Source organism: Erwinia sp. L03-1, assembly GCF_058686115.1.
In genome coordinates, this window is sequence record NZ_CM178762.1 from 2,561,062 (window position 1) to 2,587,892 (window position 26,831).

General features: G+C 53.7%; 24 protein-coding genes and 1 pseudogene. 7 read left to right on the plus strand and 18 right to left on the minus strand.

Going from position 1 to position 26,831, the window contains the following annotated elements:
• Positions 1-114: 114 nt before the first annotated feature.
• The gene (gene ydiK / locus AC4PCC_RS11820; protein WP_492124642.1) at positions 115-1,239 is read left to right on the plus strand and encodes an AI-2E family transporter YdiK; all 1,125 of its coding nucleotides are present in this window, start codon (positions 115-117) and stop codon (positions 1,237-1,239) included.
• 431 nt (positions 1,240-1,670) lie between these two features.
• Here the strand turns inward: ydiK and ppsA are convergent, their stop codons facing one another.
• Positions 1,671-4,052: a phosphoenolpyruvate synthase gene (ppsA, locus tag AC4PCC_RS11825; protein ID WP_067703536.1), complete on the minus strand. Its 2,382-nt coding sequence runs from the start codon at positions 4,050-4,052 to the stop codon at positions 1,671-1,673.
• 475 nt (positions 4,053-4,527) lie between these two features.
• Here ppsA and ppsR point away from each other — a divergent pair, with 475 nt between their 5' ends.
• Together ppsR and AC4PCC_RS11835 are read left to right on the plus strand one after the other, a co-directional pair.
• Positions 4,528-5,355: a posphoenolpyruvate synthetase regulatory kinase/phosphorylase PpsR gene (ppsR, locus tag AC4PCC_RS11830; protein ID WP_067703533.1), complete on the plus strand. Its 828-nt coding sequence runs from the start codon at positions 4,528-4,530 to the stop codon at positions 5,353-5,355.
• A gap of 171 nt (positions 5,356-5,526) precedes the next feature.
• On the plus strand, positions 5,527-6,573 hold the full coding sequence (locus AC4PCC_RS11835) for a 3-deoxy-7-phosphoheptulonate synthase (protein ID WP_492124643.1): 1,047 nt from the start codon (positions 5,527-5,529) through the stop codon (positions 6,571-6,573).
• Positions 6,574-7,673: 1,100 nt separating this feature from the next.
• On the opposite strand, the gene AC4PCC_RS11840 is transcribed toward AC4PCC_RS11835, so the two are convergent.
• The 16 genes and pseudogenes from AC4PCC_RS11840 to AC4PCC_RS11915 all read right to left on the minus strand — a co-directional run bounded on the left by AC4PCC_RS11840 (position 7,674) and on the right by AC4PCC_RS11915 (position 23,157).
• Positions 7,674-9,113, minus strand: a complete 1,440-nt coding sequence (locus tag AC4PCC_RS11840) for a protein adenylyltransferase SelO (RefSeq protein WP_492124644.1) — start codon at positions 9,111-9,113, stop codon at positions 7,674-7,676.
• A gap of 232 nt (positions 9,114-9,345) precedes the next feature.
• Positions 9,346-10,086, minus strand: a complete 741-nt coding sequence (locus tag AC4PCC_RS11845) for an EAL domain-containing protein (RefSeq protein ID WP_492124645.1) — start codon at positions 10,084-10,086, stop codon at positions 9,346-9,348.
• 383 nt (positions 10,087-10,469) lie between these two features.
• Positions 10,470-10,928, minus strand: a complete 459-nt coding sequence (locus tag AC4PCC_RS11850; RefSeq protein WP_492124646.1) for an NlpC/P60 family protein — start codon at positions 10,926-10,928, stop codon at positions 10,470-10,472.
• 74 nt (positions 10,929-11,002) lie between these two features.
• Positions 11,003-11,749, minus strand: coding sequence for a vitamin B12 ABC transporter ATP-binding protein BtuD (btuD, locus tag AC4PCC_RS11855; RefSeq protein WP_492124647.1), 747 nt, complete (start codon positions 11,747-11,749; stop codon positions 11,003-11,005).
• The gene (locus AC4PCC_RS11860; protein ID WP_067703519.1) at positions 11,750-12,295 is read right to left on the minus strand and encodes a glutathione peroxidase; all 546 of its coding nucleotides are present in this window, start codon (positions 12,293-12,295) and stop codon (positions 11,750-11,752) included.
• A 40-nt stretch (positions 12,296-12,335) separates the two neighbouring features.
• A complete protein-coding gene (btuC, locus tag AC4PCC_RS11865; protein WP_492124648.1) occupies positions 12,336-13,319 on the minus strand; it encodes a vitamin B12 ABC transporter permease BtuC in 984 nt (327 codons plus the stop codon).
• A gap of 84 nt (positions 13,320-13,403) precedes the next feature.
• Complete coding sequence (gene ihfA / locus AC4PCC_RS11870) at positions 13,404-13,703, minus strand: integration host factor subunit alpha (protein WP_017802142.1); 300 nt, start codon at positions 13,701-13,703, stop codon at positions 13,404-13,406.
• A 4-nt stretch (positions 13,704-13,707) separates the two neighbouring features.
• Positions 13,708-16,095: a phenylalanine--tRNA ligase subunit beta gene (gene pheT / locus AC4PCC_RS11875; RefSeq protein WP_492124649.1), complete on the minus strand. Its 2,388-nt coding sequence runs from the start codon at positions 16,093-16,095 to the stop codon at positions 13,708-13,710.
• 15 nt (positions 16,096-16,110) lie between these two features.
• Positions 16,111-17,094, minus strand: a complete 984-nt coding sequence (gene pheS / locus AC4PCC_RS11880; protein ID WP_067703510.1) for a phenylalanine--tRNA ligase subunit alpha — start codon at positions 17,092-17,094, stop codon at positions 16,111-16,113.
• 151 nt (positions 17,095-17,245) lie between these two features.
• Positions 17,246-17,287: pseudogene (locus AC4PCC_RS11885) on the minus strand (hypothetical protein).
• A gap of 132 nt (positions 17,288-17,419) precedes the next feature.
• Complete coding sequence (gene rplT / locus AC4PCC_RS11890) at positions 17,420-17,776, minus strand: 50S ribosomal protein L20 (protein ID WP_013201905.1); 357 nt, start codon at positions 17,774-17,776, stop codon at positions 17,420-17,422.
• Positions 17,777-17,839: 63 nt separating this feature from the next.
• Positions 17,840-18,037: a 50S ribosomal protein L35 gene (gene rpmI, locus AC4PCC_RS11895; RefSeq protein WP_004157374.1), complete on the minus strand. Its 198-nt coding sequence runs from the start codon at positions 18,035-18,037 to the stop codon at positions 17,840-17,842.
• 97 nt (positions 18,038-18,134) lie between these two features.
• Positions 18,135-18,686: a translation initiation factor IF-3 gene (gene infC / locus AC4PCC_RS11900; protein WP_073980966.1), complete on the minus strand. Its 552-nt coding sequence runs from the start codon at positions 18,684-18,686 to the stop codon at positions 18,135-18,137.
• 3 nt (positions 18,687-18,689) lie between these two features.
• Positions 18,690-20,618, minus strand: coding sequence for a threonine--tRNA ligase (gene thrS / locus AC4PCC_RS11905; RefSeq protein ID WP_492127504.1), 1,929 nt, complete (start codon positions 20,616-20,618; stop codon positions 18,690-18,692).
• Positions 20,619-20,949: 331 nt separating this feature from the next.
• Positions 20,950-21,705 carry a DUF481 domain-containing protein gene (locus tag AC4PCC_RS11910; RefSeq protein WP_067703503.1) on the minus strand — a complete coding sequence of 252 codons (756 nt, stop codon included), beginning with the start codon at positions 21,703-21,705 and terminating at the stop codon, positions 20,950-20,952.
• A gap of 360 nt (positions 21,706-22,065) precedes the next feature.
• A complete protein-coding gene (locus tag AC4PCC_RS11915; RefSeq protein WP_492127505.1) occupies positions 22,066-23,157 on the minus strand; it encodes an ABC transporter substrate-binding protein in 1,092 nt (363 codons plus the stop codon).
• 176 nt (positions 23,158-23,333) lie between these two features.
• On the opposite strand from AC4PCC_RS11915, the gene ghoS reads away from it, so the two are divergent.
• The gene (gene ghoS, locus AC4PCC_RS11920; RefSeq protein ID WP_067703500.1) at positions 23,334-23,624 is read left to right on the plus strand and encodes a type V toxin-antitoxin system endoribonuclease antitoxin GhoS; all 291 of its coding nucleotides are present in this window, start codon (positions 23,334-23,336) and stop codon (positions 23,622-23,624) included.
• A gap of 115 nt (positions 23,625-23,739) precedes the next feature.
• Entirely contained in the window at positions 23,740-24,624 is an 885-nt protein-coding gene (locus tag AC4PCC_RS11925; RefSeq protein WP_492127506.1) for a fructosamine kinase family protein, read from the plus strand.
• Between the two features lie 90 nt (positions 24,625-24,714).
• On the opposite strand, the gene AC4PCC_RS11930 is transcribed toward AC4PCC_RS11925, so the two are convergent.
• A complete protein-coding gene (locus tag AC4PCC_RS11930) occupies positions 24,715-25,254 on the minus strand; it encodes a YniB family protein (protein ID WP_492124650.1) in 540 nt (179 codons plus the stop codon).
• 161 nt (positions 25,255-25,415) lie between these two features.
• Between AC4PCC_RS11930 and hxpB the strand changes: the two genes are divergently transcribed.
• Positions 25,416-26,090, plus strand: a complete 675-nt coding sequence (hxpB, locus tag AC4PCC_RS11935) for a hexitol phosphatase HxpB (RefSeq protein ID WP_492124651.1) — start codon at positions 25,416-25,418, stop codon at positions 26,088-26,090.
• Positions 26,091-26,206: 116 nt separating this feature from the next.
• On the plus strand, positions 26,207-26,797 hold the full coding sequence (locus AC4PCC_RS11940) for a metal-dependent hydrolase (protein WP_492124652.1): 591 nt from the start codon (positions 26,207-26,209) through the stop codon (positions 26,795-26,797).
• Positions 26,798-26,831 lie beyond the last annotated feature (34 nt).

A 26,831-nucleotide genomic window follows, 5' to 3' on the forward strand; every position in this document is an offset into this window, starting at 1 on the left:
GTAAATGCGTTTAATACATCATGATAAGGAGGCGGGTGCAGCGCGCTGGCTGCCTGCCGCTGCCCGCACCATTATTCCGCATCGTTCTTATTTTACCCGAGGTAATGTTTACGCATGAAGAACGTAGAAAAAGGCTGGGATTTGCCGCAAATCGTCTTCTCCCTGATGTTTATAACCCTGATGATTGTTGCCTGTTTCTGGGTGGTTCAGCCGTTTGTGCTGGGTTTTGCCTGGGCCAGCATGGTTGTTATCGCTACCTGGCCACTGATGATCAAACTTCAGCACTGGCTCTGGGGGCGACGTTCACTGGCAGTGATTGCTATGACGCTGATTCTGATCCTGCTGTTCATTATTCCGATAGGAATTTTAGTTAACAGCCTGATTGAGAACAGTGGCCCGGTGATAGCCTGGGCCACCTCCGGCCATTTACTACTGCCGGATATGCACTGGATGACCAGTATTCCCCTGGTAGGCAGAAAGCTCTACTCTGGCTGGCATCATCTGGTCCAGGGCGGCGGCAGCGCGATGATGACCACCATTCAGCCTTATATCGGCCGCACCAGCGTATTCCTGTTTGCCCAGGCAGGACATTTTGGCCGCTTTATGCTGCACCTGGGTCTGATGCTGCTGTTCAGCGTACTGCTCTACGCACGGGGGGAACAGGTTGGCCATGGTATTCGCCATTTTGCCTTCCGCCTGGGTTCACGACGGGGCGACGCCGCCGTGCTGCTGGCCGGTCAGGCCATCCGCGCCGTGGCGCTCGGGGTGGTGGTCACCGCGCTGGTTCAGGGCATTCTGGGTGGCATTGGCCTGGCCATATCCGGCATCCCCTACGCGACTATTCTCACGGTCCTGATGATTTTCTCCTGCCTGGTGCAGCTCGGCCCGCTGGTCGTACTGGTGCCGGCCATCGTCTGGCTCTACTGGAGTGGTGATACCACCTGGGGAACGGTATTGCTGGTATGGAGCTGCGTGGTCGGCACGCTGGACAACGTACTGCGTCCGATGCTGATCCGTATGGGTGCCGATCTGCCGATGATTTTAATCCTCTCCGGCGTCATTGGTGGCCTGGTCGCATTCGGAATGATTGGCCTGTTTATTGGGCCGGTGGTGCTGGCGGTTTCTTACCGTCTGGTGTCGGTGTGGGTGCATGATGTCCCCGCTCCCGAAGACGATCCGCTGGAAGTGGTGGAAGAACTGGCAGAAATTGAGCACGAAGCGCACATTAACGCAAAATAGTTTCCCCGGGCGGTCATTTTGGTGACCGCCCTCACTACCTGGTTAAAATGATCGCCCCAGGGCTTAACGCGCTTTGATTAGGGCCGTTTATCATAAAAGCTTCTTTTTAAGCCTTTTCAATTCTTCACTCCCCATAATGATTACCTTTAATACACTTTTAACTCCGTTTCTGTGGCTGCCGGGCTACGAAAGATTATCGCTTTTAAACTAATGAGAGGATTCTTAATGACTCGTCAGGCCCATCTGAATATTATGAATCATACGCTTACGATCAAGCTGCTGATTTTTAAACAACCTTTTACACCCCGGGTTAAATAAAGAATTGCTGTGTGTAGTCTTTGCCCATCCCATGTGGTGGGCTTTTTTTTGCCCGTTATCTACCTAAAAGGCCAGATAATCTGGCCTTTTAGGTGTTTTGGTCGTAAATCACGCTATTTTTCAGCTATTTCCGCCAGGCTGAGCCAGGTTTGCACTACCGTATCTGGGTTAAGTGACAAACTATCAATTCCCTCATCCATCAGCCATGCGGCAAAGTCTTCGTGATCGGAGGGGCCCTGCCCGCAGATGCCAACATATTTCCCCTGTTTCTTCGCCGCCCGGATCGCCATCGACAGCAGCGCCTTAACCGCGTCATTGCGTTCGTCGAACAGCGCCGAAACAACGCCAGAATCCCGATCGAGGCCCAGCGCCAGCTGCGTCATATCGTTTGAGCCAATGGAGAAACCATCGAAATAGTGCAGAAACTGCTCCGCCAGCAGCGCGTTCGATGGGATTTCACACATCATAATGATTTTCAGCCCATTTTCGCCGCGCTTCAGCCCCTGACGCTCCAGCTCCTCAACCACGGCCTTCGCCTGGTCTACGGTTCTGACAAAGGGCACCATAATTTCAACATTGGTCAGCCCCATATCATTACGCACCCGCTTCACTGCGGCACACTCCAGGGCAAAGCAGTCGCGGAAGCTGTCGGCCACATAGCGACCCGCGCCACGGAAGCCCAGCATGGGGTTTTCCTCTTCAGGTTCGTAGCGTTCACCGCCCACCAGGTTGGCATATTCATTCGTTTTGAAATCAGAGAGACGCACGATAACGCGCTTAGGCGCAAAGGCCGCCCCCAGCGTGGCAATCCCCTCAGTCAGGCGACCGATATAGAATTCAACCGGATCGTCAAAGCCTTTCATCATCAGGCGGATCTGCTGCTGCAGTTCCGGCGTCTGCTGGTCAAATTCCAGCAGCGCTTTTGGATGCACGCCTATCATGCGGTTAATAATAAATTCCAGTCGCGCCAGTCCCACGCCCTCGTTGGGCAGGCAGGCGAAATCAAACGCGCGATCCGGATTCCCTACGTTCATCATGATTTTTAGCGGCAGCGGCGGCATTTCATCGACCTGCGAGCTTTTCACCTCGTAGTCGAGCAGATCGTTGTAAACGTAGCCGGTGTCGCCTTCGGCGCAGGAGACGGTCACCTTGTGGCCATCTTTTAGCACGTCGGTCGCATGACCACAGCCCACCACGGCGGGAATACCCAGTTCACGGGCGATAATGGCTGCATGGCAGGTTCTGCCACCGCGATTGGTCACAATCGCAGACGCTTTCTTCATAATCGGTTCCCAGTCCGGGTCGGTCATATCCGTTACCAGCACATCACCTTTTTCGATGCGATTCATCTCGCTGATATCGTGAATAACCTTGACCTCCCCCGCGCCGATACGGTGCCCAATCGCGCGTCCTTCGACCACGACCTGACCTTTACCCTGCAGCGTATAGCGCTCCATCACCTGGCCGTTAGAACGTACGGTTTCCGGGCGGGCCTGCACAATAAACAGCTTACCGGTGTGACCGTCTTTGGCCCATTCAATGTCCATGGGTCGCTGATAGTGTTTTTCTATCTGCACGGCCTGGGCAGCCAGCGCTTCTACCTCTTCCTGAGTCAGGCAGAAACGATCGCGATCCGCCTCCGGCACATCTTCGATTTTGACCTGCTCACCATGTTCCTGCGAATCCGCATAGACCATGCGTATTTTTTTCGAGCCCATGGTCCGGCGCACGATGGCCGGGCGGCCAGCGGCCAGGGTGGGCTTGTGCACATAGAATTCATCAGGGTTTACCGCTCCCTGTACCACCATTTCACCCAGCCCCAGCGCAGCCGTAATAAATACCACCTGATCGAAGCCCGATTCCGTGTCGATGGTGAACATCACACCAGCAGAGGCCAGGTCTGAACGCACCATGCGCTGGACCCCCGCCGAAAGCGCCACGCCACGATGGTCGTACCCCTGGTGCACACGATAGGAAATAGCACGATCGTTAAACAGCGAGGCGTAGACGTGTTTTACCGCGACCAGCACGGCATCGAATCCCTGTACATTGAGGAAAGTTTCCTGCTGACCGGCAAAGGAGGCATCGGGCATATCTTCGGCCGTGGCCGATGAGCGCACGGCAAAGGAAGCCTCAGCATCATCAGCCGATAGCTGCTGGTAAGCCTCGCGGATCGCCTGCTCCAGCGCAGGCTGGAATGGGGTATCCACAATCCACTGGCGGATCTGTTTGCCTGCTTTAGACAGTTCGTCAACATCATCAATATCGGTCACATCGAGTAACGCGTAAATCCGCTGATTAACGCCGCTTTGATCAAGGAACTGATTGAACGCCTCCGCCGTCGTGGCAAAGCCGTTGGGCACGGATACGCCCAGCGAAGACAAATTAGTAATCATTTCTCCCAGAGAGGCATTTTTGCCCCCCACCCGATCAACATCGTTCATGCCAAGCTGGTTATACCAAAGCACGAGCGGCAGTTCGCCATTATTGGACATCGAAGCAATCCTTTTTGATTTAATTAAGATGATGAGGACTGAGTATGACGTTATGAGCCTGGCATATTCGTACCGCGGAATAAAACTGTTGAATCGATCAAGCAGCCAAAATGTCCATCTTTTCGGAAAACTCCGCGCCCCACGCAGACGTTGCGCAACGGATAAATAAAATATTCTTAATTTAATCAATAATATAGGCTTTAACTGAATTTCATGGGATTTTACCCGTTGCGCAACGCGCATTAATTCTCTTTAAGAATGATATCTTTTTAAAGTGCTATTTTTAGGAATGACAAAGCGGTTTTTATTAACCAGCAATAGCTTTTATGAAGATGTAAGGACTTTATAAAAACAAATAGTTCATATCAAATAATTGTGAACTATTTGTTTTATTTTGCTGTTGTTATCACAATTTGCTTTCTGCTACCGGCTTAATTTAGTCTGCAGGAATGATAATAACGGGAGAGAAACTGACGTGAATAACGAACGAAGTGTGTTTTATATCTCAGATGGTACGGCTATCACCGCGGAGGTGCTGGGTCACGCGGTTCTTTCACAGTTTCCCGTTGCTATCAACAGCGTGACCCTGCCGTTTGTGCAGAACGTGCAGCGCGCACAGGCCGTCAAGGCGCAGATCAACGCTTTATACGCCACAAGCGGGGCACGTCCGCTGGTTTTTATTTCAATTGTCACACCTGAAATACGCGAGATCATCCTGCAAAGCGACGGTTTCTGTCAGGATATCGTCCAGTCGCTGGTAGGCCCGCTACAGCAGGAGCTGGGCATTGCGCCTTCGCCCGTCGCCAACCGCACTCATGGCCTTACGGCTGGTAATCTGGGTAAGTATGACGCGCGTATTGCGGCGATAGACTATACGCTGGCACACGATGACGGCATTTCTCTGCGTGGGCTGGAAGATGCTCAGGTTATTTTGCTGGGCGTGTCACGCTGCGGCAAGACGCCCACCAGCCTCTATCTGGCGATGCAGTTTGGTATCCGCGCGGCCAACTATCCCTTTATCGCCGATGATATGGATAATCTGAAGCTTCCCCCTGCCCTGAAGCCCTTCCAGCATAAGCTGTTTGGTCTGACTATCGACCCCGAGCGGCTGGCCGCCATTCGGCAGGAGCGCGCAGAGAATACCCGCTACGCCTCAATGCGTCAGTGTCGGCTGGAGGTCGGTGAGGTTGAAGCGCTGTTCCGTACCCATAAAATTCGCTACCTCAACAGCACGAACTATTCGGTAGAGGAGATCGCTACCCGAATCCTGGATATCACCGGGCTGACGCGCCGCATGTATTGACGTAGCAGATCAGGATAGTCACTCAAAAGCAGCGGGCGTAAAAAGTGATATTTATCGCGTTACGCCCGATTCGCCTCCGTTTGCTGTTGAATTCATCGCCATTTGGTTTATTGTGATCGCCATCACTTCCCGGCACTTTTGCCGCAGCGAAGACAAAATTTAGAGAGTGCAATGAACAAAACAGATGAACTGCGGACCGCGCGCATCGAGAGCCTGATTACGCCTGACGAGCTGGCGCAGCGGCATCCGATCACGCCAGCAATAGCCTCCAACGTTACCGCCTCACGCCAGCGCATCGCCCGCATCCTGTCCGGCGACGATCCGCGTCTGCTGGTGGTTATCGGCCCCTGCTCCCTGCACGACCCGCAGGCGGCGCTGGACTATGCCGCCAGACTTAACCTGCTGCGCGAGAAATATCACTCCCGACTTGAAATTGTTATGCGCACCTATTTCGAGAAGCCGCGTACCGTCGTCGGCTGGAAGGGGTTGATCTCCGATCCTGACCTCGACGGCAGCTACCGGGTAAATCACGGCCTTGAGATCGCACGTAAGCTGCTGCTGGATATTAATGCGCTGGGTATGCCGACCGCCACCGAATTCCTCGATATGGTGGTAGGTCAGTTTATCGCCGATTTGATTAGCTGGGGCGCGATTGGCGCACGCACCACCGAGAGCCAGATACACCGCGAGATGGCCTCTGCCCTTTCCTGCCCCGTGGGCTTTAAGAACGGTACCGATGGCAATATTCAGATTGCCGTGGATGCCATTCGTGCTGCGCGCGCCAGCCATATGTTTTTGTCCCCCGATAAATACGGTCAGATGACGATTTATCAGACCAGTGGGAATCCCTCGGGGCATATTATTATGCGCGGCGGCAGGCAGCCAAATTATCACGCAGAGGACATTGCTGCTGCGGCAGTGTTGCTACGCGAGGCCCGGTTACCGGAACAGCTGGTGATAGATTTCAGTCATGGCAACTGTCTTAAGCAGCATCGTCGACAGAGGGAGGTTGCCGCCTCAGTGGCTCAGCAAATTCGCGATGGCTCACGGGCGGTTGCCGGCGTGATGATTGAGAGCTTTTTGCAGGAGGGTACGCAGAAGGTGCAGGCGGGTATTCCACTGGTGTACGGTCAGTCTGTAACCGATCCCTGTCTGGGCTGGGAGGATAGCGAGGAAGTGCTGGCTTTGCTGGCCGGGGCCGTTGATTCACGTTTTTGATAGCGATCGGTTTCACTGATGCCAAAGGGTCGATGGGTTTCGCCTGAGGCCAGTCCCCGATGCTGCTAAGGCTGGAGGATCGCCTACGGGTGGGGACCCGGTGCTGCACAGGCCTGAGGGGTCGCCTGCGGGTGGGGCCCGGTGCTGCACAGGCCTGAGGGGTCGCCTGCGGGTGGGGTCCGGTGCTGCACAGGCCTGAGGGGGCGCCTGCGGGTGGGGCCCGGTGCCTGGCGGTCCTCACGCCGCGCGTGGCGCGGTGCCTTCGCTCCGCTCGTCGACCTTTCGGACCGGGCATGACGGGACATCCCTGACCCGGCATGCCCTTGTGCCAGCCTCCCTGCTGGCCCATCCGGGTCTTCCTCTCTTCTCTCAGCGCTGCGGATTGCCTGTCACCGGGCCCCACCCGTCGGCTTATTGCATTGTGCTGGCTGCGGGTAACATCGGTTCCAGGGTTACAGGAAACTCTTTCAGCAGGTTTGGAAGAAGAAGAACCCTGCAAAAAACTCAGAGCTATCGGCTGGGCAGGCGCCATCAAAAGCACATTACCGAATTACCTGCAAATGGGCCGGGCGGGCTACAAAGCCTGAGTGTTAATATGGCTTAACTGGAAGTCGTGCTGATGATACCTGCGGAGAGCTAAACGGTTTTACTCAAAGCAGCTCAGCAGCCCGAGAGGGGGACAATCCCTGCGGTTGACGGGTAATCCGCAGCGCTGCGGCGCAGACGGAAGGCCAGGCGAGGGCAGCAGGGATGCTGCACTCAGGGAGCGGCGGGCAGGACGCCCGCTCGCGACCGGGCCGTCCGGCCTGGAGTCGGAGCCAAAGGCACCACGCGAAGCGTGGCGCGAGGACCGCCCGGCACCCGCTGGGATTGTCCACCGGTATCGCAGGTATTACAGCCCAAACAACTAACCGGCACCCGCAGGGATTCTCCACCGGTATCGCAGGTATACAGCCCAAACAACTAACCGGCAAACGCTGGGATTCTCCACCGGTATCGCAGATATTAAAGCGCAAACAACTAACCAGAGAGCGCCTGGATTGCCCTCCGACTCAGCAGATATTGCAGCCTACACCTGTAACAACGGCTCTAAGCACCACTCAGCTGGAACAGCTCACTTCCAGCTTCTTGCCCCAGTCAGGTGGTCGACGCATCAGGTCGGCGAACTCCGGTGAGTCGGTGAAAGGATCGCTCAGCGCACGGTGCAAGCGTGACAGCACGCTAATATCATCCTTCTCCGCCTGCTCTATCGCCTGTTGCGCCAGATAATTTCTTAATATAATCGCCGGATTGGCCTGCTTCATCTTCTGCTGACGCTCCGCATCGCTCACACCTTCCTGCAGCAAACGCTGACGATAAATGTTGTACCAGCTGTCAAAAGCCTCCCGATCGATAAACTCATCGCGCAACGGGGAGTGAGACTGTTGCTGCTCGGTCTCGCACAGTAGCCGGAAAGTCAGAGTATAATCACTCGCCTCCTTCGTCATCAGCGACAGCAGCCCGGTCAAAATATTATTGTCGTCCTTATCCGCCGTCATCAGCCCCAGCTTCGCACGCATCTGCTCGCCCCAGCAGCGCATCAGTTCTGTCTCATATCCGGATAGCGCCAGCTTCAGCTGTTCGGTCGTTAACAGACCCGACAGCGCATGGGCCAGTCGGTTAAGATTCCACAGCCCCACCATCGGCTGGTTTTCAAAACTGTAGCGCCCCTGATAATCGGAGTGGTTACAGATAAAGTCAGGCTGGTAATCATCCAGGAAACCATAGGGCCCGTAATCCAGCGTCAGACCCAGAATGGACATATTATCCGTATTCATCACCCCATGGGCGAAACCGATGCTCTGCCAGTGAGCGATAAGGCGCGCGGTGCGCTTCACGACATCGCTAAACCACAGCAGATAGCGGTCATTTTCCTGCTGCCACTGCGGCCAGTGATGACGGATAACATACTCAGCGAGCTGACGAACCTTTTCCGGCTGTTGGGCATAGAAAAAATGCTCGAAATGCCCGAAACGCACGTGACTTTCTGCCACGCGCAGCAGCATGGCACCGCGTTCCTGCGTCTCGCGCCACACCGGCTCGTCGCTGGTTACCACCGTTAGCGCACGGGAGGTGGGAATACCGAGGTGGTGCATCGCTTCCGAAGCCAGAAACTCACGCAGTGACGATCGTAAAACCGCCCGGCCATCGCCCATGCGGGAATATGGAGTCAGTCCGGCACCTTTCAGATGCCAGTCTACCTTGCGACCATCAGCAAGCTGCTGTTCCCCCAGCAGCAGGCCGCGCCCGTCACCAAGCTGCCCTGCCCAAACGCCAAACTGATGCCCGCTATAAACCTGAGCCAGCGGCTGCATGCCCGCCAGTAGCGTTTCGCCACTCCAAAGGGAAACATGCTGCTCGTCAAACCAGCTTTCATCCAGGCCGAGATCGGCAGCCAGTGCCTGGCTGTGATACAGCAGCCGTGGATTCTTTAACGGCGTGGGTTTAAGGGCGGTGTAGAATCCCTCAAGCTCCTGATGCCAGGTATTAGTAAATTGCATGGCGTTACCTTCGGTCGTTACTCCCGACGCTGCGTTATCAGCGGCGCCTGAGTACGCTCTGTCAATATTCACATAATGAGAATTGCATGACGGCACAATGCGGCAAGCCCTCCCGGGAGCTGACTCTGGGCAGTATCGGGAATGAACGATAAAGGCCAATCGGCATGCAACCTACAGATTGATGAGTATAAACCTCCGCGGGGGTGCTTAACACGGAGTCAGTGAAGGGTTATTAATGCAATAATTCCGCAAATCCCTCGGGGGGATCAATCAACGTAGAGAGGGAATTTTCACCTACCGGTGAAAATAGAGGGCTCTGTATGCCGTCAAAATCAAAGCGGCTAACTTTCTTCAGGCCTGATACATCGTCAATGCCCTGTACTATCACCTGTTCGCAGTGAGGTTTAATGTGCTCCAGCACGGTGCTAATAAACGGCTTAAACGAGAGTCGGTTTAAATTTCGCTGAATAAAGCCCTTATCAAGTTTTATTCTGAAGAAAAGGTTGTCGTATATGGCTTTCGACGAGGAACGTCCCGCGCCGTAATTTTCCAGACTTAAGTCAAAACGCTCACTTAATGCCAGCAGTGAAGGATTTTCTCTCCCCAGGCTTAAATCAGGAAAACGTTCATTAATCTCCAGGGCGAGCCAATCGAGCGACTCCATTTTCCGCGCGAGAAATTCACTTTTAAGTATTGTGTCAGCGAGCGTGGCGTCGATATTTAGCGTCGCCTTTACATTGTGCTGGCAGAAAAAATCCTGATGCTTTTCGATACTATTTATTTGTTTTTGTAACAGTAAAACGCGTTGTTCATCATCAAGCTGCGGCAGCAGCATATCCTGAGGAATAGCAACATTTGCTGTGCTGTGAGAAAAGTGTGTCAGTAGCTCAACGGAGATAAGCTGACCCGTGAAGCTATAGATCGGGTAAAATGCGGTGGAACTTTTATAATCCGCTTCCAGATGGATTTTCATTTTATTCAGCCATGATGAATTGGCAATCTGCGCATCCTATATCAACGAAATACGACAATCAACAGTGCCATTATAAGGTGTTGTTTCTACACGTTTACCCGGAATGAGACTCTACGCCCGGAAAAAACGTTACGCTACCACATAACTCAGATAAATATGTGCCTGGTCAAAAAGATAATATCGCAAAAAATCCCTCGCCCTCTGATTACTTTACAACATCTTTACTAAAATTTGAGTAAACGGCGAGAGTATTGCCAACTTAAGCCCAATTGTGCCTCAGTCCCGGCAGTCTTAGGGTTTATGCTAATTAGCATCTCATAAACCAAATGATGAAGAAATGGGCTTTTTCTTATAATTATTAGCAGGCTATATAAATGGGCGACCTAAATACGGCGCGCCTGCCAGAATACCTTTTTCCAGTACACATTTTCCAGCGAGGAACGAATCACCCCCTGGTTTGTCGAGGCGTGGATAAACTGGTTATCCGTATCGTATATTCCAACATGCAGGCCGTTTTCCCCACGCCCCGTTTTGAAAAACACCAGATCGCCCGGCAGCAGATCGTCTTTATCAATGCGCGTACCAATATCCGTTTGCGCTCGCGTTGTCCTTGGCAGCTGAAGTTCAAAGCGATCGCGAAAGGTTAAATAGACGAAACCCGAACAGTCGACGCCACCGCGTCCCAGACCGCCATAGCGGTAGGGCGCACCACGCCACTGCCCCAGCTGTTCGTTGAGTTGTGCAATAACGGTAATCGAATCAGAAAGTCGGCCGTTCGGGGGAGGCGCATGGCGGCTACAGCCCGCAACGGTGAGAATAAATACCAGAAGCCAGAAGCGCATCAGACGGGGATCCTTAGGGTGTTGTTTTTTACTCTACTCGCAAAAGGGTATTGCAGGCAACATTCTAAGGTTAATCAGAGGAATGTGGTGAGAATTTCCTGGTTCTCAACCTTCAGACGACGAAAAGGCAACTGGTAAATCTGGCTGAGCAGATCGGGTTGAAGCACCGCTTTCGCCTCACCCTGGCAGATCATGTTACCCTCTTTCATCAGCCAGACGTGCTGGGCATGGTGCAGCGTATGATTGATGTCGTGGCCGCTAACCACCGCCGTCAGCCCCTCCGCCACCCGTTCTGCCAGATAGCGATCCATAACGGCCTGCTGCGCAAGATCAAGCCCGGTCATTGGCTCGTCGAGCAGCAAAAGCTTTCCTTCCGGCTGTGATATCTGCGCTAATATTGCCACGAGCCTGACCCGCTGCCACTCGCCACCGGACAGATTGCTCAGCGGGGAGGCCAGCTTCTGTTCCAGCTGAAAGCGCTGACACAGGGCGAGCAGCGTTCGGTCTCGTTCTTTCAGGCTGGGGGGGTGGGACTGGTGCATACTCAGATAATGCCAGACCGGCATTCTGCCCGAAGGTGCCTGCTGCTGCGAAAGCCAGGCACGCTGACGCGCCAGCATGGCGAGAGACCATTCACTTATTGGACGGCCAGCCAGCATCAGCCGCCCACGAGCGGGAAGCAGTCCGGCCAGGCAGGCCAGCAGCGTACTCTTCCCTGCGCCGTTTGGCCCCAGCAGGTGGATCAGCTCCCCCTGCCCTACCTCCGCATCAAAGGGAGCAAGGCGCTGCGCTACCGCAACGCCCTGACACTCAAGCAGCACTTATTTTGCCAGCGCCAGCTTGATGCTCTCCATCACGATGGGATCTTCTGGCTGCATATCCGGTGCGAAACGCTGCACAATGGTGCCATCGCGCCCAATCAGGAATTTCTCAAAGTTCCACAGGATATCGCCAGGGGCTTTGGGTGCCTGCCCTTTGCTGCTTAACTTCTCCAGAAGACCGCTGTTTTCCGGCTCAACTGCCTCGGGTTTGGCGGCGATCAGCTGCTGATAAAGCGGGTGACGATCGGGCCCGTTGACCTCCGTTTTACTGAACATCGGAAAGGTCACGCCGTAGGTGGTGCTGCAAAACGTTTTGATCTCATCATCACTACCCGGCTCCTGGCCCAAAAACGCATTGCAGGGAAAGCCCAGTACCGTGAAGCCCTTGTCATGCCAGGCTTTATGAATGTTTTCCAGCTGTTCGTACTGCGGGGTCAGGCCGCATTTAGAGGCGACATTGACGATCAGCAGTACATTACCCTGCCATTTCGCCAGTGAAGTCTGTTCGCCATCCAGCGTGGTCAGTTTTGTGTCAAAAATACTCATCAGTTTTTCCTGTTTAAGTGGGAAGGTTCAGGCCCTGATTTCAGGGACGGTTTCTCAATAGTAGCCAGATAAATAGGGGTGCGCCCAGCGTAGCAGTTACCACTCCAACGGGAAGCTCTGTGGAGGCGAGCGCCAGGCGAGCAAGGATATCTGCCGCCAGCAGTACGCTACCCCCACCCAACGCACAGGCAGGAAGCAGAATACGATAATTGCTGATGCCATTGAGGCGCAGGATATGCGGTATGACCAGACCAATAAAGCCGATAGCACCGGCCAGCGCAACGCCAGTGCCGGTTAGCCAGCCGATAGCGACCACCAGCAGGTTACGCCAGAGCACCAGCGGCAACCCCAGCTGGCGCGCAGACATCTCGCCCAGCGCCAGCAGGTTAAGCACCTGCCAGCGTGAGCATAGCCAGAGCAAAACCGGCACCTGTGCCACCATCAGCCAGCCGTTTCGCCAGTCAATACCGCTAAAACCCCCCATCATCCAGTACATAAGCTGGCGCAGGTCCAGACTGGTACTGAAACAGACCAGCCAGGTCATTGCTGCACTCCCTATGATACCCAGCGCGACGCCCGCCAGCAGTAACCGACTGTTGGAGAGCTGTTTACGCGACAGGTGCAGCAGGATAAGCGTAACGCTTAACGCCCCAAGTACCGCAGCAACGCTAAGCTGCCAGATGCCGTCGGCGCCGGCAAACATCGCCACCACCAGGCCGACACCGGCACCGTTAGAGACGCCAAGCAGCCCCGGCTCGGCCAGCGGATTGTCAAACAGGGCCTGCATCACTGCACCCGTGACTGCCAGCGACGCCCCCACCAGCAGCACTGCCAGCGAGCGTGGCAGACGCAGCTGCCAGACGAACAGCCGGGTGTCAGGATCCATCCAACGGTCAGGCAAAATCCAGCGGTCGCCTGCGCACAGGCTGAGTATCAGCATTAGCAGAGCAATCAGAGCCAGCGCGCCCAGCCAGCGCTTATCGTGCCGTCTGGCACGTTCCCGCAGTAGAGATAGCGATGTCATCAGCGTAATTCAGGATCCGCAGAAAATAGTTCGTGGCTGATAATGAAAAAGGCCGCATAAATGCGGCCTTTTATAGTGCAGGAATTAATCTTCTTTTGGCGAGGCGTTCTCAACCCGGCTTTTAAGCTTCTGCCCCGGGCGGAAAGTCACCACCCGACGTGCCGTAATTGGAATATCTTCACCGGTCTTAGGGTTACGTCCTGGACGTTGATTTTTGTCGCGAAGGTCGAAGTTGCCAAAACCTGACAGTTTGACCTGTTCGCCATTTTCCAAAGCGCGGCGTACCTCTTCGAAAAACAGCTCTACCAGCTCTTTGGCATCCCGCTTGCTAAGCCCCAGCTTTTCAAACAGGTATTCGGACATTTCAGCTTTTGTAAGCGCCATAGGTTCAATCCCTCAAGGATGCTTGGAATCGCTCTTTCAGTGCCTCTACACATCCTGAAACGGTAGCGGCAATCTCATCTTCTTCGAGTGTCCGGCCGGTATCTTGCAATATCAGGCTGATAGCAAGGCTCTTAAAACCTTCTTTAACGCCCTTACCGCGGTACACGTCAAACAAGTTTACGCCAACTACCTGATTTACGCCAACTTTCTTACACACATCAATAACATCTGCTGCCGGGACGCTTTCAGCCACCACAATGGCGATGTCGCGGCGGTTAGCCGGGAAGCGTGAAATCTCGCTCGCGTCAGGCAGGACGCGGTTTACCACCTGGTTCCACTCCAGCTCAAACAGGACGGTACGACCGTTAAGATCCAGTTTCCGTTCAAGTTCCGGATGCACCACACCGATATAACCAATGCGTTGATCGTGCAAATAAATTGCCGCGCTCTGGCCCGGATGGAGTGCTGGAGTGGCTTCAGCACGAAACTGAATGTCATCCATTTTGCCCGTTAAATCCAGAACCGACTCTAAATCACCTTTCAAATCATAGAAGTCTACCGCCTGACGCGCCAGATCCCAGTGTTCTTCGTTGCGCGTACCGGTGACCACACCCGCCAGCATAACATCCTGGCGAACCCCAAGAGGTGCCGCTGTATCAGGCACAAAGCGCAGGCCGCTTTCAAACAGACGCACGCGGCTCTGTTGACGATTCTGGTTATTCACCACCGCCGTCAGCAGGCCGGTCCACAGTGACAGGCGCATCGCCGACATATCGCTGGAGATAGGGCTGGGCAGAACCAGCGGTTCCACACCGGGATGCAGTAGTGCCTGGATCTTAGGGTCGACGAAGCTATAGGTAATCGCTTCCTGATACCCTTTATCAACCAGTAGCGTCTTAACACGTTTTAGCGACAGGCTGGCTTCATTATGACGGGTCATTATCAGACCTGCCTGCACCGGCACATCAGGAATATTGTTGTAGCCATAGACGCGCGCGACCTCTTCCACCAGGTCCTCTTCGATTTCCATATCGAAACGCCATGACGGCGGCACCGCTTTCCACTCACCGGCGGCAACGCTTACGTCACAGCCCAGACGACGGAGAATATCCGTTACGGCCTCATCGGCAATCACGTGACCAATCAAACGATCCAGCTTTTCACGGCGAAGCATAATTGGGGCACGCGCGGGCAGGCTGTCCGGGCTGGACACATCAATAACCGGGCCAGCCTCACCGCCGCAAATGTCCAGCAGCAGGCGCGTTGCCCGATCCAGCGCACGATACTGCATCTGGGGATCGACGCCGCGCTCGTAGCGATGAGAGGCATCGGTGTGCAATCCGTGACGACGGGCGCGACCGGTAATCGACAGCGGGCTGAAGAATGCACACTCAAAGAGCACATTAGTCGTCTCTTCATTCACGCCGGAGTGTTCGCCACCGAATATCCCGGCCATGGCCAGCGCTTTTTGATGATCGGCAATCACTAAGGTATCGGCGTTCAGTTTTGCCACTGTTCCGTCAAGCAGCGTCAGGGACTCACCCTCTTCCGCCATGCGCACCACAATACCGCTTTCGATCCGATCCAGATCGAAAGCATGCATTGGCTGGCCCAGCTCAAGCAGAACAAAGTTAGTGATATCCACAACCGGATCAATAGAGCGAATGCCGCAGCGGCGCAGCTTCTCCTGCATCCACAGCGGGGTGGCTGCTTTAACGTTGATCCCTTTGATCACGCGGCCCAGATAGCGCGGGCAGGCATCCGGGGCATCCACGCGGATGGGGAAGCTGTCCTGGAGGGTTGCCGCTACTGGCGTAATGTCAGGCTCAGTGAGGGATATTTTATTCAGCACGGCCACGTCGCGCGCTACGCCAATAATGCCCAGGCAGTCGGCACGGTTAGGCGTTACGCTTATCTCAATGGTGCTGTCGTCGAGCTGCAGGAATTCACGGATATCCGTGCCTGGAACGGCATCAAGCGGCAGCTCAATAATTCCATCCTGTTCAACGGAAATGCCCAGCTCAGAAAAGGAGCACAGCATCCCTTCGGAAGGCTCGCCGCGAAGCTTCGCGGCTTTGATTTTGAAATCGCCAGGCAGTACCGCGCCCACGGTGGCTACGGCCACTTTCAGGCCCTGGCGACAGTTGGAGGCACCACAGACGATATCCAGCAGACGGTCGCCGCCAACGTTAATTTTTGTCACGCGCAGCTTATCAGCATTAGGATGCTGGCCGCATTCGACCACCTCACCCACCACCACGCCGTGGAAAACGCCGGCAACCGGCTCTACGCCGTCAACTTCCAGACCTGCCATGGTAATTTGTTCTGACAGTGCCGCGCTATCAATGGCCGGGTTAACCCACTCACGTAACCAGAGTTCACTGAATTTCATTGGTGTTACCCGCCCTTATTTAAACTGTTTGAGGAAACGTAAATCATTTTCGAAGAAGGCGCGCAGATCGGTTACGCCATAGCGCAGCATGGTCAGACGCTCCATGCCCATACCAAAGGCAAAGCCTGAATAGACTTCAGGATCGATGCCTACGTTGCGCAAGACGTTGGGGTGCACCATGCCGCAGCCCAGCACTTCCAGCCACTTACCGTTTTTACCCATCACATCCACTTCTGCGGAAGGTTCGGTAAACGGGAAGTAGGACGGACGGAAGCGAATCTGGAGATCCTCTTCAAAGAAGTTGCGCAGGAAGTCGTGCAGCGTTCCCTTCAGATTGGTGAAGCTGATGTTTTTGTCCACGATCAGCCCTTCCATCTGGTGGAACATCGGGGTATGGGTCTGATCGTAATCATTACGGTAGACGCGGCCCGGGGCGATAATGCGGATTGGCGGCTGCTGATTTTTCATGGTGCGGATCTGCACCCCAGAGGTCTGGGTACGCAGCAGGCGAGTGGCATCAAACCAGAAGGTATCATGGTCAGCACGCGCCGGGTGGTGGCCCGGAATATTCAGCGCATCAAAGTTGTGGTAGTCATCTTCAATTTCAGGGCCGGTTTCCACTGCAAAGCCCAGTTCACCAAAAAAAGTTTCGATGCGATCGATAGTGCGGGTGACCGGGTGTAAACCACCGTTTTCGATGCGGCGACCCGGCAGCGAGACGTCAATGGTCTCTTCCGCGAGGCGCGCATTGAGCGCAGCAGACTCCAGCGTGTTTTTGCGCTCGTTGAGCGCTTCCTGCACCTGCTGTTTGGCATCGTTGATTACCGCACCGGCGGCAGGTCGATCTTCTGCTGGCAGCTCGCGCAGCGTGGTCATCTGCAGCGTCAGATGCCCTTTTTTCCCCAGATATTCAACGCGTACCGTGTCTAACGCGGCAACATCATGGGCATCAGTAATGGCCGCTTTCGCGTTCGCCACCAGTTCTGCGAGATGTGACATGCTTTCCTCTTCTTCCAGCCATCAGAGCTGGTTTGTTTTTATGGGGACGAGGTGTCGTCCGTTATTCGCTTCGCCAGAAATAAAAAAGCCTCCACGAGGGAGGCTTTTAGCGCGATTTTTCGTTTCTTCTCTTTGCGCCAGCCCCCGATGCTCAGGTGCTAAAGTAAAAAAAGAAACGAAAATGAGCGTTCATGCAGGTGTTACCTTGTGGATTTAAGGGGCCTCATGTTCCCACGCCATACTGGCTGCCCGGGGTCAGAGAACGGAATTTGTGACGATATCGCGGATAATAAAAGAGGGAGACGAGCTCCCTCTTCCACCTGACTTACGCCAGAGCTGTTTTCGCTTTTTCAACCAGTGCTGTGAAAGTCACTTTGTCGAATACGGCGATGTCAGCCAGAATCTTACGGTCGATTTCGATCGAAGCCTTTTTCAGGCCATTGATGAAACGGCTGTAAGACATACCGTTAGTGCGGGCCGCTGCGTTAATACGCGCGATCCACAGCTGACGGAACTGACGCTTACGCTGACGGCGGTCACGGTAAGCATACTGACCAGCTTTGATAACAGCCTGGAAGGCAACGCGGTAAACACGTGAACGTGCACCGTAATAGCCTTTAGCTTGTTTTAAGATTTTTTTGTGACGTGCGCGAGCAACTACACCACGTTTTACACGAGCCATTTAGCTCTCCTGTTCAATATTCTGTTTTACCCGATGTGACTCGGGTACTAAAAAAGGGACTACTTATGCGTAAGGCAGGCAGGCAATAACCAGACCCAGATCGCCTTTAGATACCATGCCTTTAGGGCGCAGGTGGCGTTTACGCTTAGTCGATTTTTTGGTCAGAATATGACGCAGGTTAGCGTGTTTACGCTTGAAGCCACCAGAGGCGGTCTTCTTGAAGCGCTTAGCCGCGCCACGTACAGTTTTAATCTTTGGCATTTAAAACATCCACTTCGCATTGTTAATAAAATGAATCAGACAGGCGAATAAAAAACCGCACGGCACGAAACCGCGACGGCTTTTATTACTTTATGGCCTACTGCTTCTTCTTCGGAGCGAGCACCATGATCATTTGACGTCCTTCAATCCTTGAAGGGAAGGATTCAACAATAGCCAAATCCATGTCTTCACACAGATCTTTACGGACGCGGTTAAGCACTTCCATGCCGATCTGCTGGTGCGCCATTTCACGACCGCGAAAACGCAGCGTGATTTTGGCTTTATCGCCCTCTTCGAGAAAGCGAACCAGGTTGCGTAGTTTTACCTGATAGTCGCCATCATCGGTTCCAGGACGGAATTTGATTTCCTTAACCTGAATAACTTTTTGCTTTTTCTTCTGTTCTTTAGAAGATTTGCTTTTTTCATAAAGGAACTTGCCGTAATCCATGATACGACAAACGGGCGGCTCGGCGTTAGGGCTGATTTCAACTAAATCAACACCTGCTTCTGCTGCTTTTTCCAAAGCTTCATCCAGACTGACAATGCCAATCTGCTCGCCATCGATGCCCGTAAGACGAACCTCAGTGGCGCGAATTTCTCTGTTAATGCGATTAGGACGCGCCGGTTGAACTCTTTTTCCGCCTTTAATACCTTATTCCTCCAATTGATGAAGATTGCGGCTGCGTATTTCTGCCTGCAGCTTCGCGATTACGTCATTTACGTCCATGCTTCCCAGGTCTTTACCACGGCGGGTGCGAACGGCAACTTTGCCTGCTTCCACCTCTTTATCACCACAGACCAACATATAAGGGACACGACGTAAAGTGTGCTCACGGATTTTAAAGCCAATCTTCTCGTTTCTCAAGTCCGCTTTTGCACGAATGCCCGCATTCTGCAATTTTCGGGTCAATTCTGCAACATATTCGGACTGGCCATCGGTGATATTCATCACCACAACTTGTACAGGAGCCAGCCAGGTAGGGAAGAAACCGGCATACTCTTCGGTAAGAATACCGATAAAGCGCTCCACTGAACCCAGAATTGCACGGTGAATCATCACCGGCACCTGACGCTCATTATTTTCGCCCACATAAGAGGCGCTCAGACGACCCGGTAAAGAGAAGTCCAGCTGGACCGTGCCGCACTGCCAGGCACGATCGAGACAGTCATGCAGGGTAAATTCAATTTTCGGACCGTAAAACGCGCCCTCGCCCGGCTGATAGTCAAACGGAATGTCGTTCTCCTTCAGCGCGGCAGCCAGGTCGGCTTCAGCACGATCCCACTGTTCATCCGTACCAATACGCTTCGCCGGACGGGTTGAAAGCTTGACCGCGATTTTTTCAAAGCCGAAGGTACTGTACATGTCGTACACCATCCGGATGCAGCTATTCACCTCGGTACGCACCTGCTCTTCTGTACAGAAGATATGGGCATCATCCTGGGTAAAGCCGCGTACGCGCATCAGGCCGTGCAGCGCACCGGAAGGTTCATTACGGTGGCAGCTACCAAACTCAGCCATTCGCAGCGGCAGGTCGCGGTATGATTTTAGACCCTGATTGAAAATTTGCACGTGACCAGGACAATTCATGGGCTTGATGCAGTATTCACGATTCTCCGAGGAGGTGGTGAACATTGCTTCCTTGTAGTTTTCCCAGTGTCCGGTTTTTTCCCACAGCACGCGGTCCATCATCAGCGGACCTTTCACTTCCTGGTAGTCATATTCGGTCAGCTTGCTGCGAACAAACACTTCCAGCTCGCGGAAAATGGTCCAGCCGTCATTATGCCAGAATACCATACCCGGTGCTTCTTCCTGCATATGATACAGATCAAGCTGCTTGCCAATTTTACGGTGATCGCGCTTTGCAGCCTCTTCCAGCCGCAGCAGATAGGCCGCCAGCTGTTTTTTATCCGCCCAGGCAGTACCGTAGATGCGCTGCAGCATTTTGTTATTGCTGTCGCCGCGCCAGTAGGCACCGGAGATTTTTTGCAGTTTGAAATGGTGACAAAAGCGCATATTCGGCACGTGTGGGCCACGGCACATATCCACGTATTCCTGATGATGATACAGGCCCGGATGGTCATCACGGCTGATATTCTCATCAAGAATGGTCATCTTGTACGTTTCGTTACGGGCAGCGAAGGCGTCACGCGCTTCCTGCCAGCTTACTTTCTTCTTGATGACGTCGTAATTCGTTTCGGCCAGCTGATGCATACGCTTTTCGAGCTGTTCGATATCTTCCTGAGTCAGAGTGCGGTCAATATCAACGTCATAGTAGAAACCGTTATCGATCACCGGGCCAATCGCCATTTTGGTATCAGGCCACAGCTGCTTGATGGCATGCCCCAGCAGGTGAGCGGTTGAGTGACGAATAATTTCCAGACCCGCTTCGTCTTTTGCGGTAATTATCGCGACACTGGCATCGGCAGTAATGGGATCGACGGCATCAACCAGTTCACCGTTCACGCGGCCAGCAATGCAGGCCTTCGCCAGGCCCGGACCGATATCCTGGGCAATGTCCATCACGCTGACGGCGTGGTCGAAAGTCCGCTGACTTCCATCAGGAAGAGTAATAACAGGCATCATACATCCTTAATTGCAGTGGTAACCCATACGCAAGGCTACATACAAAAATGAGTTAATTCATATACTTCAGGCCATGGTGACTTGAAACCGACTCACAGTTGTCAGTTTGGTCCCAGCCTGGTACACGGGTAAAACGTTTCTTTCAGCAAAAACGCCTTAAGGGCGAACATCTTACACGCTATGACCCCCAGGTCAAAGAAAGCGAAGGCAGAGTTTTTTTAGTTTGCAATAAAAAGAGTCAGTGAGGGGAAATAACAGAGAAAGATCGGACTACAGATTAACGGGCCGGCACTGCCGGCCCGTCACAAAAACAGCGAACCGGGACGGTTTACATGGCGTATGACAACATGACGGTCGTCTTGGTATCCGTTTTATCCGGTGCAGAGGAAGGTGGATTCTGGTTCCAGGTGACGTTGTAAGCCACCTTCAGCGAGAAGTGCTGGTTGATAGCGACCTGCAGGCCCGTTTCGGAGTTAACAGTGGTGTCGTCACTGCCCAGTACCGATACACCCTGTATGAACTTAGTGGTATCTGTCAGCTGCCACTGATAGCTCAGTGCGCCATATGCCAGGGCCTGCGTTTCACTGCCACCGTCGTGGTAGTCGTCATAGCGTACGCCGGGGCCGGCTTCTATGCGCAGTGAATGCACGGGACCGTTAAGCAGCTGGCGACCATAACCGGCTACCAGAATTGAACGGCCGTCATACCCGTTAAAGCGGTCGCTGAGCCAGCTTGCCTGACCGAACAGGTAGTCAAAGTCAGTCATGTTGTAACGCGTACGTCCACCCAGCTGATAGGTTTCAGAAGAGCGTTCGTCGTTAGAAGAGGTGTTACTGGCGCTGCCCCACAGGCTGTATGCTGTTTTTGGCTGATACCAGGTCATGGTGGTATTTGCTGTCAGCGAGGAGCTGGTGGTGTTTCCGGTCTGAGCCAGATAACCCGCAGAGGCATTGCCGTCAAAAGATTTCTTCGCCGTGGAGGGATCATCCATGACCGTAAAGACGTTATTGTCCGCGAGCGCCTGGTGGCACAAAGTTCCGCAGGAGAGCAAAAGAGCTACAGACAGCTTGTTAAAGGCTTTCATTAAATGTGATCCGTACGACAGTTTGAGATGAGTGAGTCTGAAGATTTTTAAAAGACGATCAACGCAATTTACGGAAATAATCGTAACATTTTGTTAGATCACTCTTTTAACTAAGCAACCTGTCAAAAAGGTGTTCTGAATGAGAGAAGTCTTATTAACGTCGCGTAGTATAAAGGTTAATTGATTGCTTTACAGCCAGCAGTAAATAAGATTTATTCCGCAAAAGTGAAAATAAAGTGTCAGGATGTTACAAGGTGTCTCGGCTGACGGAATAATTCTCACACCCTGTTTGGGGTTTAAAATGGACGCGGCAGAACCCCCGTTTTACACCACTGGCCCTGTCGCGTCCCTATTGCTGCCCTATTTTGCCGGGGCCTGTGCGCCTAACACACCTTCCCCCAGTGGGACTGCGGTAAAGCGGGTGACAATTTCTTTCCAGGTATTGGCCGGATCGAGCGTGGCAAATTGCTGCGGGTAGATAAACTTCGCCAGATACTCCAGCCCAACAATATTGTAGGGATGGTTATAAAAATTATGGTAAATGCCGTAAAAGCGGTTGTTGCTGATGGCGGAGACCTGTGAAAAACCAGGCCGCTGCTTCATTTTGTCGAAAGCGGCGTCAACCTGATTTTGCGTGACGTTGTAACCGAAAGGAATGGCAGCATTACTTTTACTCGCCCACTGCGAACCCGACACGATATAGACATCCGGTTTAAGCGAAATCACCTTTTCAAGGGAGATATCACCAGTGGCACCCGGCAGCAGGCTGGTACCGATATTTTTCGCGCCTACGGCTTCGACCATTGCACCCCAGCCGACGTTAGCATGGGTAAAACAGCATGATTCCAGCCCGCCCAACCCGGCCTTAGCTTCAATAAAGACCCGGGGCTGTGGCGTAACACGGCGGGTTGCAGAAAGGATAGCCTGATAGTGGCGCTGATAGAAATCCGTGTAGGCGCGGGCTTCCGACTCACGGTCAAGTGCGATGCCCAGCAGGGTGATACTTTTGGGGGTATCTTTGACCGGATCCTTAAAGGTGTCGATAAACAGCACGGGGATGCCAAGCTGATGCATTTTATCCAGCACCCCGGTCTGGCTGAGTGAAGGTTTGGCGCGAAGCTGGGCGATCATTAAATCGGGATGCAGGGCAACCACACTTTCCAGATTGACATCCCCTTTATCACTGAACCCCATATCAACAATTTTCTGCGCAGCGGGCCACTTCTTCGCCATCAGCTCCCAGGTCGGGCGGTCGCTTTTTTTCAGCAGGTTATTCCACGCCACCAGACGCTGAAAGGGGTCATCACGGTCCAGCAGCGCCAGCGCGAGAATGTCGCGGCCATCCTGCAGAACAACCCGCTGCGGCTGATGAGTGAGGGTGACCTGCTGCCCGTCGCTGTCGGTCAGCGTGACCGGGAAGGTAGTCGCAAAGGCTGGGGCGGCACAGGCCATCAGGGCGAAGGTGGTAGCAAAACGAGCAACGGACAGCACATCAGACTCCAATAACTCTCGGGATAAGAGCGAAGATAATAATGATAATTAATTGCATTATCAATCAGCGCTTTCCGGCTTCCTCTTTTACGTCAGTGGGCTATGCTAAAACATTATGCTAAACAAAGAGGTGAATCATGAGTGCATTAGACGTCGAGCAGTATGTGGTAACTTTTCACTATCAGGAAGAAGGCCTGACCGACGTGCTGGAACTCACCAGCGCGCTGGTTAATGGGGGTTTTACCACCACGTTGCACGATAAAGAAGGTCATCCACACGAACTGGGTACGAACAGCTTTGGTATCGTTAGCGCGCTGGAAAAGGATGCCGTGCGTGAACAGGCTGAAGGTCTGGGTGAACTGGCGCTGGGCGACAAGCCTGAGGTGGTGATTCAGACGTGGCAGGAATTTTTAAAAGCGGACCAATAAATAAAAATAAATCCGGTAAAAGTTGCTCTGGCCGTGCGCAAGCGCAGGTTTTGATTATTATTTAGGCGTTAACATCAGCGCATCCTGCAGTAAACAGCGAATGGGAGAAACCCAAATGTGGTCAGCCATTGGTCGTCTGTTAAATGAGCAGTTGGGTAACGCCGAAATCAGCCAGCGTACCGAGTTACCCGGTGGGGATATTCACCCGGCGTGGCGCATCCGCTACGGCGAATATGACGTATTCGTTAAGTGCAACAGTCGTGATATGCGGGATCTTTTCGCCTGGGAGGCCGAGCAGCTCCAGCTTCTGGCCCGAACAAAAACCGTGCGCGTCCCTGCCGTGTATGGCACAGGCAGCGATCGTGACGTTAGCTTTCTGCTGCTGGAATACCTCCCACTCCGCCCGCTTGAAGGTCGGGATGCCCGGGAGCTTGGCAGTGCGCTGGCGCGTCTGCATCAGTGGAGCGAGCAGCCTCAGTTTGGTCTGGACTACGACAACAACATCACCACCTCCCCGCAGCCCAATAGCTGGCTTAAGCGGTGGTCACTCTTTTTCGCCGAGCAGCGCATTGGCTGGCAGCTACAGCTGGCGGCAGAAAAAGGGATACTCTACGGTGATATCGACCTGATTATTCGCTGCGCGCAGCGGGTTTTGTCTGCGCATAACCCACAACCCTCGCTGCTGCACGGTGATCTCTGGCCCGCCAACTGTGCCGCCAGCGACCAGGGACCCTGTATTTTCGATCCCGCCTGCTACTGGGGTGACAGAGAGTGCGATCTGGCCATGCTGGCCTGGCATCCCGAACTTCCTGCGGAGATCCTGGCGGGCTACCAGTCGGTCTGGCCTCTGCCGGAAGATTTCGGCAAACGGCAGCCGGTCTATCAGCTCTACTACTTGCTTAACCGGGCCAATGTTTTTGGCGGTCACTGGCTGGCTGAAGCACAGCGAGCGATCGGCAACCTTTTGGATGAGGATGCGGGAGAGGAGCAACGCGCTTGAATGGCCTCCGCCAGGGGGGCGGCATAGCATGCTGCATGGGTATAAAGTGACACGCGTGAACGGCCTGATGTCTGGCATCAGGCCGTTTGATCAATAAATAAAGCCCAGCAGCTTTAAGACAAAATAGCCTGCGACGGCAATGGCAATCGGCAGGATGTACAGGGGGAAAATCTGCAGGAAAATCGTATGCCGTGGAACCACGATTTTCTCTTCCAGCTGCTGCCGCGTACGCCCTTCCGTGTCCCGGGCATTTTCCAGAATCAGCTGATCCTCGATCCCTTCCCGCAGATGGCGCGTCTGACGCCACATTCTTGCACCCGACGCCTGTAAAGCGAGACCGACAAAAATCAGCACATATATCACCCAGAAGGAGACGTTGCTGCCGTGATTGAAATCAGGCACGGGCGAATTTTCCCAAAATGACTTCAAAAAACCGGTATTGAAACGGATCATGTCGATCATGACGTGCGAGAAGTCCTGCATTACGGCATTAATCCCTTCGCGCTTCTCACGGCTTTGTTCTAAAAAACCCATCAGCGAAATAAGCGTGGAAATCAACGCCGGAATGAATACGATCCAGCCAGCAATGCGCTTAAGTACGGCAACTCTGCCAGCCTGTTGATAAGTCATGCTTTCTCCTGTCCTTTTGTGCCAGGGGTGTAAGTTTACCTTCAGGCAGCAAATGTGCCTGAAAAAAGTCGGCTTGTCCCTAATATTGACGAAAATAAGGCGATTTCACCCGCGAAAGCTTCATGCTACTGTGGGGGTAATCGGTCAAATGGAGTGATAAAATGCCTTATTTTCGTCCTGTACTTGCGGCAATTTTCGATATGGATGGGCTGCTAATTGACTCTGAGCCGCTGTGGGATCGCGCGGAAAGGGATATTTTTTCCTCACTGGGCGTCGACCTGTCGCGCCGCAACGAGCTGCCGGATACGGTAGGGTTGCGTATCGATCAGGTGGTGAGGATGTGGTATGAAACGCTACCCTGGCAGGGGCCGGATCAGCTGGAGGTCACACGCAGAATTATCGTGCGGGCGCAGGCGCTGATTGAGGAGACGCGCCCGCTGCTTCCCGGCGTAGAATCCGCGATAAAGCTTTGTAAGGCTGAAGGACTGAAAATTGGCCTGGCGTCAGCTTCGCCTCTGCATATGCTGGAACGCGTGCTGCACATTTTCAACCTGCGCGACTATTTCGACGTGGTTGCCTCGGCAGAAACGCTGCCGTGGAGCAAGCCCCATCCGCAGGTTTATCTCAACGCTGCGGAAGGCCTGGGGGTGGATCCGCTTAACTGCGTTACCCTGGAGGACTCGTTGAACGGCGTCATCGCGACCAAAGCCGCCCGCATGCGCTCCGTGGTGGTACCTGCTGCTGAACAGGCCGCGGACCCGCGCTGGGCGCTGGCTGACGTCAGGCTCTCATCGTTGAGTCAGCTCAGTGCGGCACATCTCCACGGTACCGCCTGAAGGAAAACTGATCCTTTTACCCTCTATTTATCTTTCGTTACAGCGTCACATATTTATTCTACTGTACATATCACCTATACTGGATGGATTGACAGCTATCCAGCCAGGTGTTTTCCATGACGGCCGAAGGCCATCTTATATTTGCGCTTGCCAGCGCTATTTTTTCCAAACGCGCCGAACTCACGCCGGTACTGGCTAACGGTGACTGGTGGCATATTATTCCGGCAACGCTGCTAACCAGCCTGCTGCCGGATATCGACCACCCTCAATCCGTGCTGGGCCGTCGTTTTCGCTGGCTTTCACATCCTATTGCCCGCGCCTTCGGTCATCGTGGATTTACCCACAGCCTGCTGGCGGTGATCGGAGGTATTGCGCTCTTTAACCTGAAAGTTCCGCAGCACTGGGTGGTGCCTGCCGATGCTTTTCAGGGCCTGGTACTGGGCTACCTGAGTCATATCATCGCCGATATGCTCACGCCCGCTGGCGTGCCACTGCTCTGGCCCTGTCGCTGGCGCTTCAGGCTGCCGCTGCTTGCCAGTCAGAAAGGTAACCAGATGGAGCGAATTTTCTGCCTGGCGCTGGTCGGCATCGCCATATGGTTCTCTCCCGGCCTGCCCCCCTTTGGTGCAGACGGATGGCCAGCGCAGATGGTCAGCACGGTACAAAGTAACATTAATCGGCTAATTGATAGCCATGGTGCGCAATAACCCGTCATAAAACAACGATTGGTTATAACCCATT

Bases quoted from the DNA above. Each gene is read 5' to 3' on its own strand.
- ydiK (WP_492124642.1), top strand. From the start codon at position 115: ATGAAGAACGTAGAAAAAGGCTGGGATTTGCCGCAAATCGTCTTCTCC.
- ppsA (WP_067703536.1), bottom strand. From the start codon at position 4,052: ATGTCCAATAATGGCGAACTGCCGCTCGTGCTTTGGTATAACCAGCTT.
- AC4PCC_RS11835 (WP_492124643.1), top strand. From the start codon at position 5,527: ATGAACAAAACAGATGAACTGCGGACCGCGCGCATCGAGAGCCTGATT.
- AC4PCC_RS11840 (WP_492124644.1), bottom strand. From the start codon at position 9,113: ATGCAATTTACTAATACCTGGCATCAGGAGCTTGAGGGATTCTACACC.
- AC4PCC_RS11845 (WP_492124645.1), bottom strand. From the start codon at position 10,086: ATGAAAATCCATCTGGAAGCGGATTATAAAAGTTCCACCGCATTTTAC.
- AC4PCC_RS11850 (WP_492124646.1), bottom strand. From the start codon at position 10,928: ATGCGCTTCTGGCTTCTGGTATTTATTCTCACCGTTGCGGGCTGTAGC.
- AC4PCC_RS11860 (WP_067703519.1), bottom strand. From the start codon at position 12,295: ATGAGTATTTTTGACACAAAACTGACCACGCTGGATGGCGAACAGACT.
- btuC (WP_492124648.1), bottom strand. From the start codon at position 13,319: ATGACATCGCTATCTCTACTGCGGGAACGTGCCAGACGGCACGATAAG.
- ihfA (WP_017802142.1), bottom strand. From the start codon at position 13,703: ATGGCGCTTACAAAAGCTGAAATGTCCGAATACCTGTTTGAAAAGCTG.
- pheT (WP_492124649.1), bottom strand. From the start codon at position 16,095: ATGAAATTCAGTGAACTCTGGTTACGTGAGTGGGTTAACCCGGCCATT.
- pheS (WP_067703510.1), bottom strand. From the start codon at position 17,094: ATGTCACATCTCGCAGAACTGGTGGCGAACGCGAAAGCGGCCATTACT.
- rplT (WP_013201905.1), bottom strand. From the start codon at position 17,776: ATGGCTCGTGTAAAACGTGGTGTAGTTGCTCGCGCACGTCACAAAAAA.
- rpmI (WP_004157374.1), bottom strand. From the start codon at position 18,037: ATGCCAAAGATTAAAACTGTACGTGGCGCGGCTAAGCGCTTCAAGAAG.
- thrS (WP_492127504.1), bottom strand. From the start codon at position 20,618: ATGCCTGTTATTACTCTTCCTGATGGAAGTCAGCGGACTTTCGACCAC.
- AC4PCC_RS11910 (WP_067703503.1), bottom strand. From the start codon at position 21,705: ATGAAAGCCTTTAACAAGCTGTCTGTAGCTCTTTTGCTCTCCTGCGGA.
- AC4PCC_RS11915 (WP_492127505.1), bottom strand. From the start codon at position 23,157: ATGGCCTGTGCCGCCCCAGCCTTTGCGACTACCTTCCCGGTCACGCTG.
- ghoS (WP_067703500.1), top strand. From the start codon at position 23,334: ATGAGTGCATTAGACGTCGAGCAGTATGTGGTAACTTTTCACTATCAG.
- AC4PCC_RS11925 (WP_492127506.1), top strand. From the start codon at position 23,740: ATGTGGTCAGCCATTGGTCGTCTGTTAAATGAGCAGTTGGGTAACGCC.
- AC4PCC_RS11930 (WP_492124650.1), bottom strand. From the start codon at position 25,254: ATGACTTATCAACAGGCTGGCAGAGTTGCCGTACTTAAGCGCATTGCT.
- hxpB (WP_492124651.1), top strand. From the start codon at position 25,416: ATGCCTTATTTTCGTCCTGTACTTGCGGCAATTTTCGATATGGATGGG.
- AC4PCC_RS11940 (WP_492124652.1), top strand. From the start codon at position 26,207: ATGACGGCCGAAGGCCATCTTATATTTGCGCTTGCCAGCGCTATTTTT.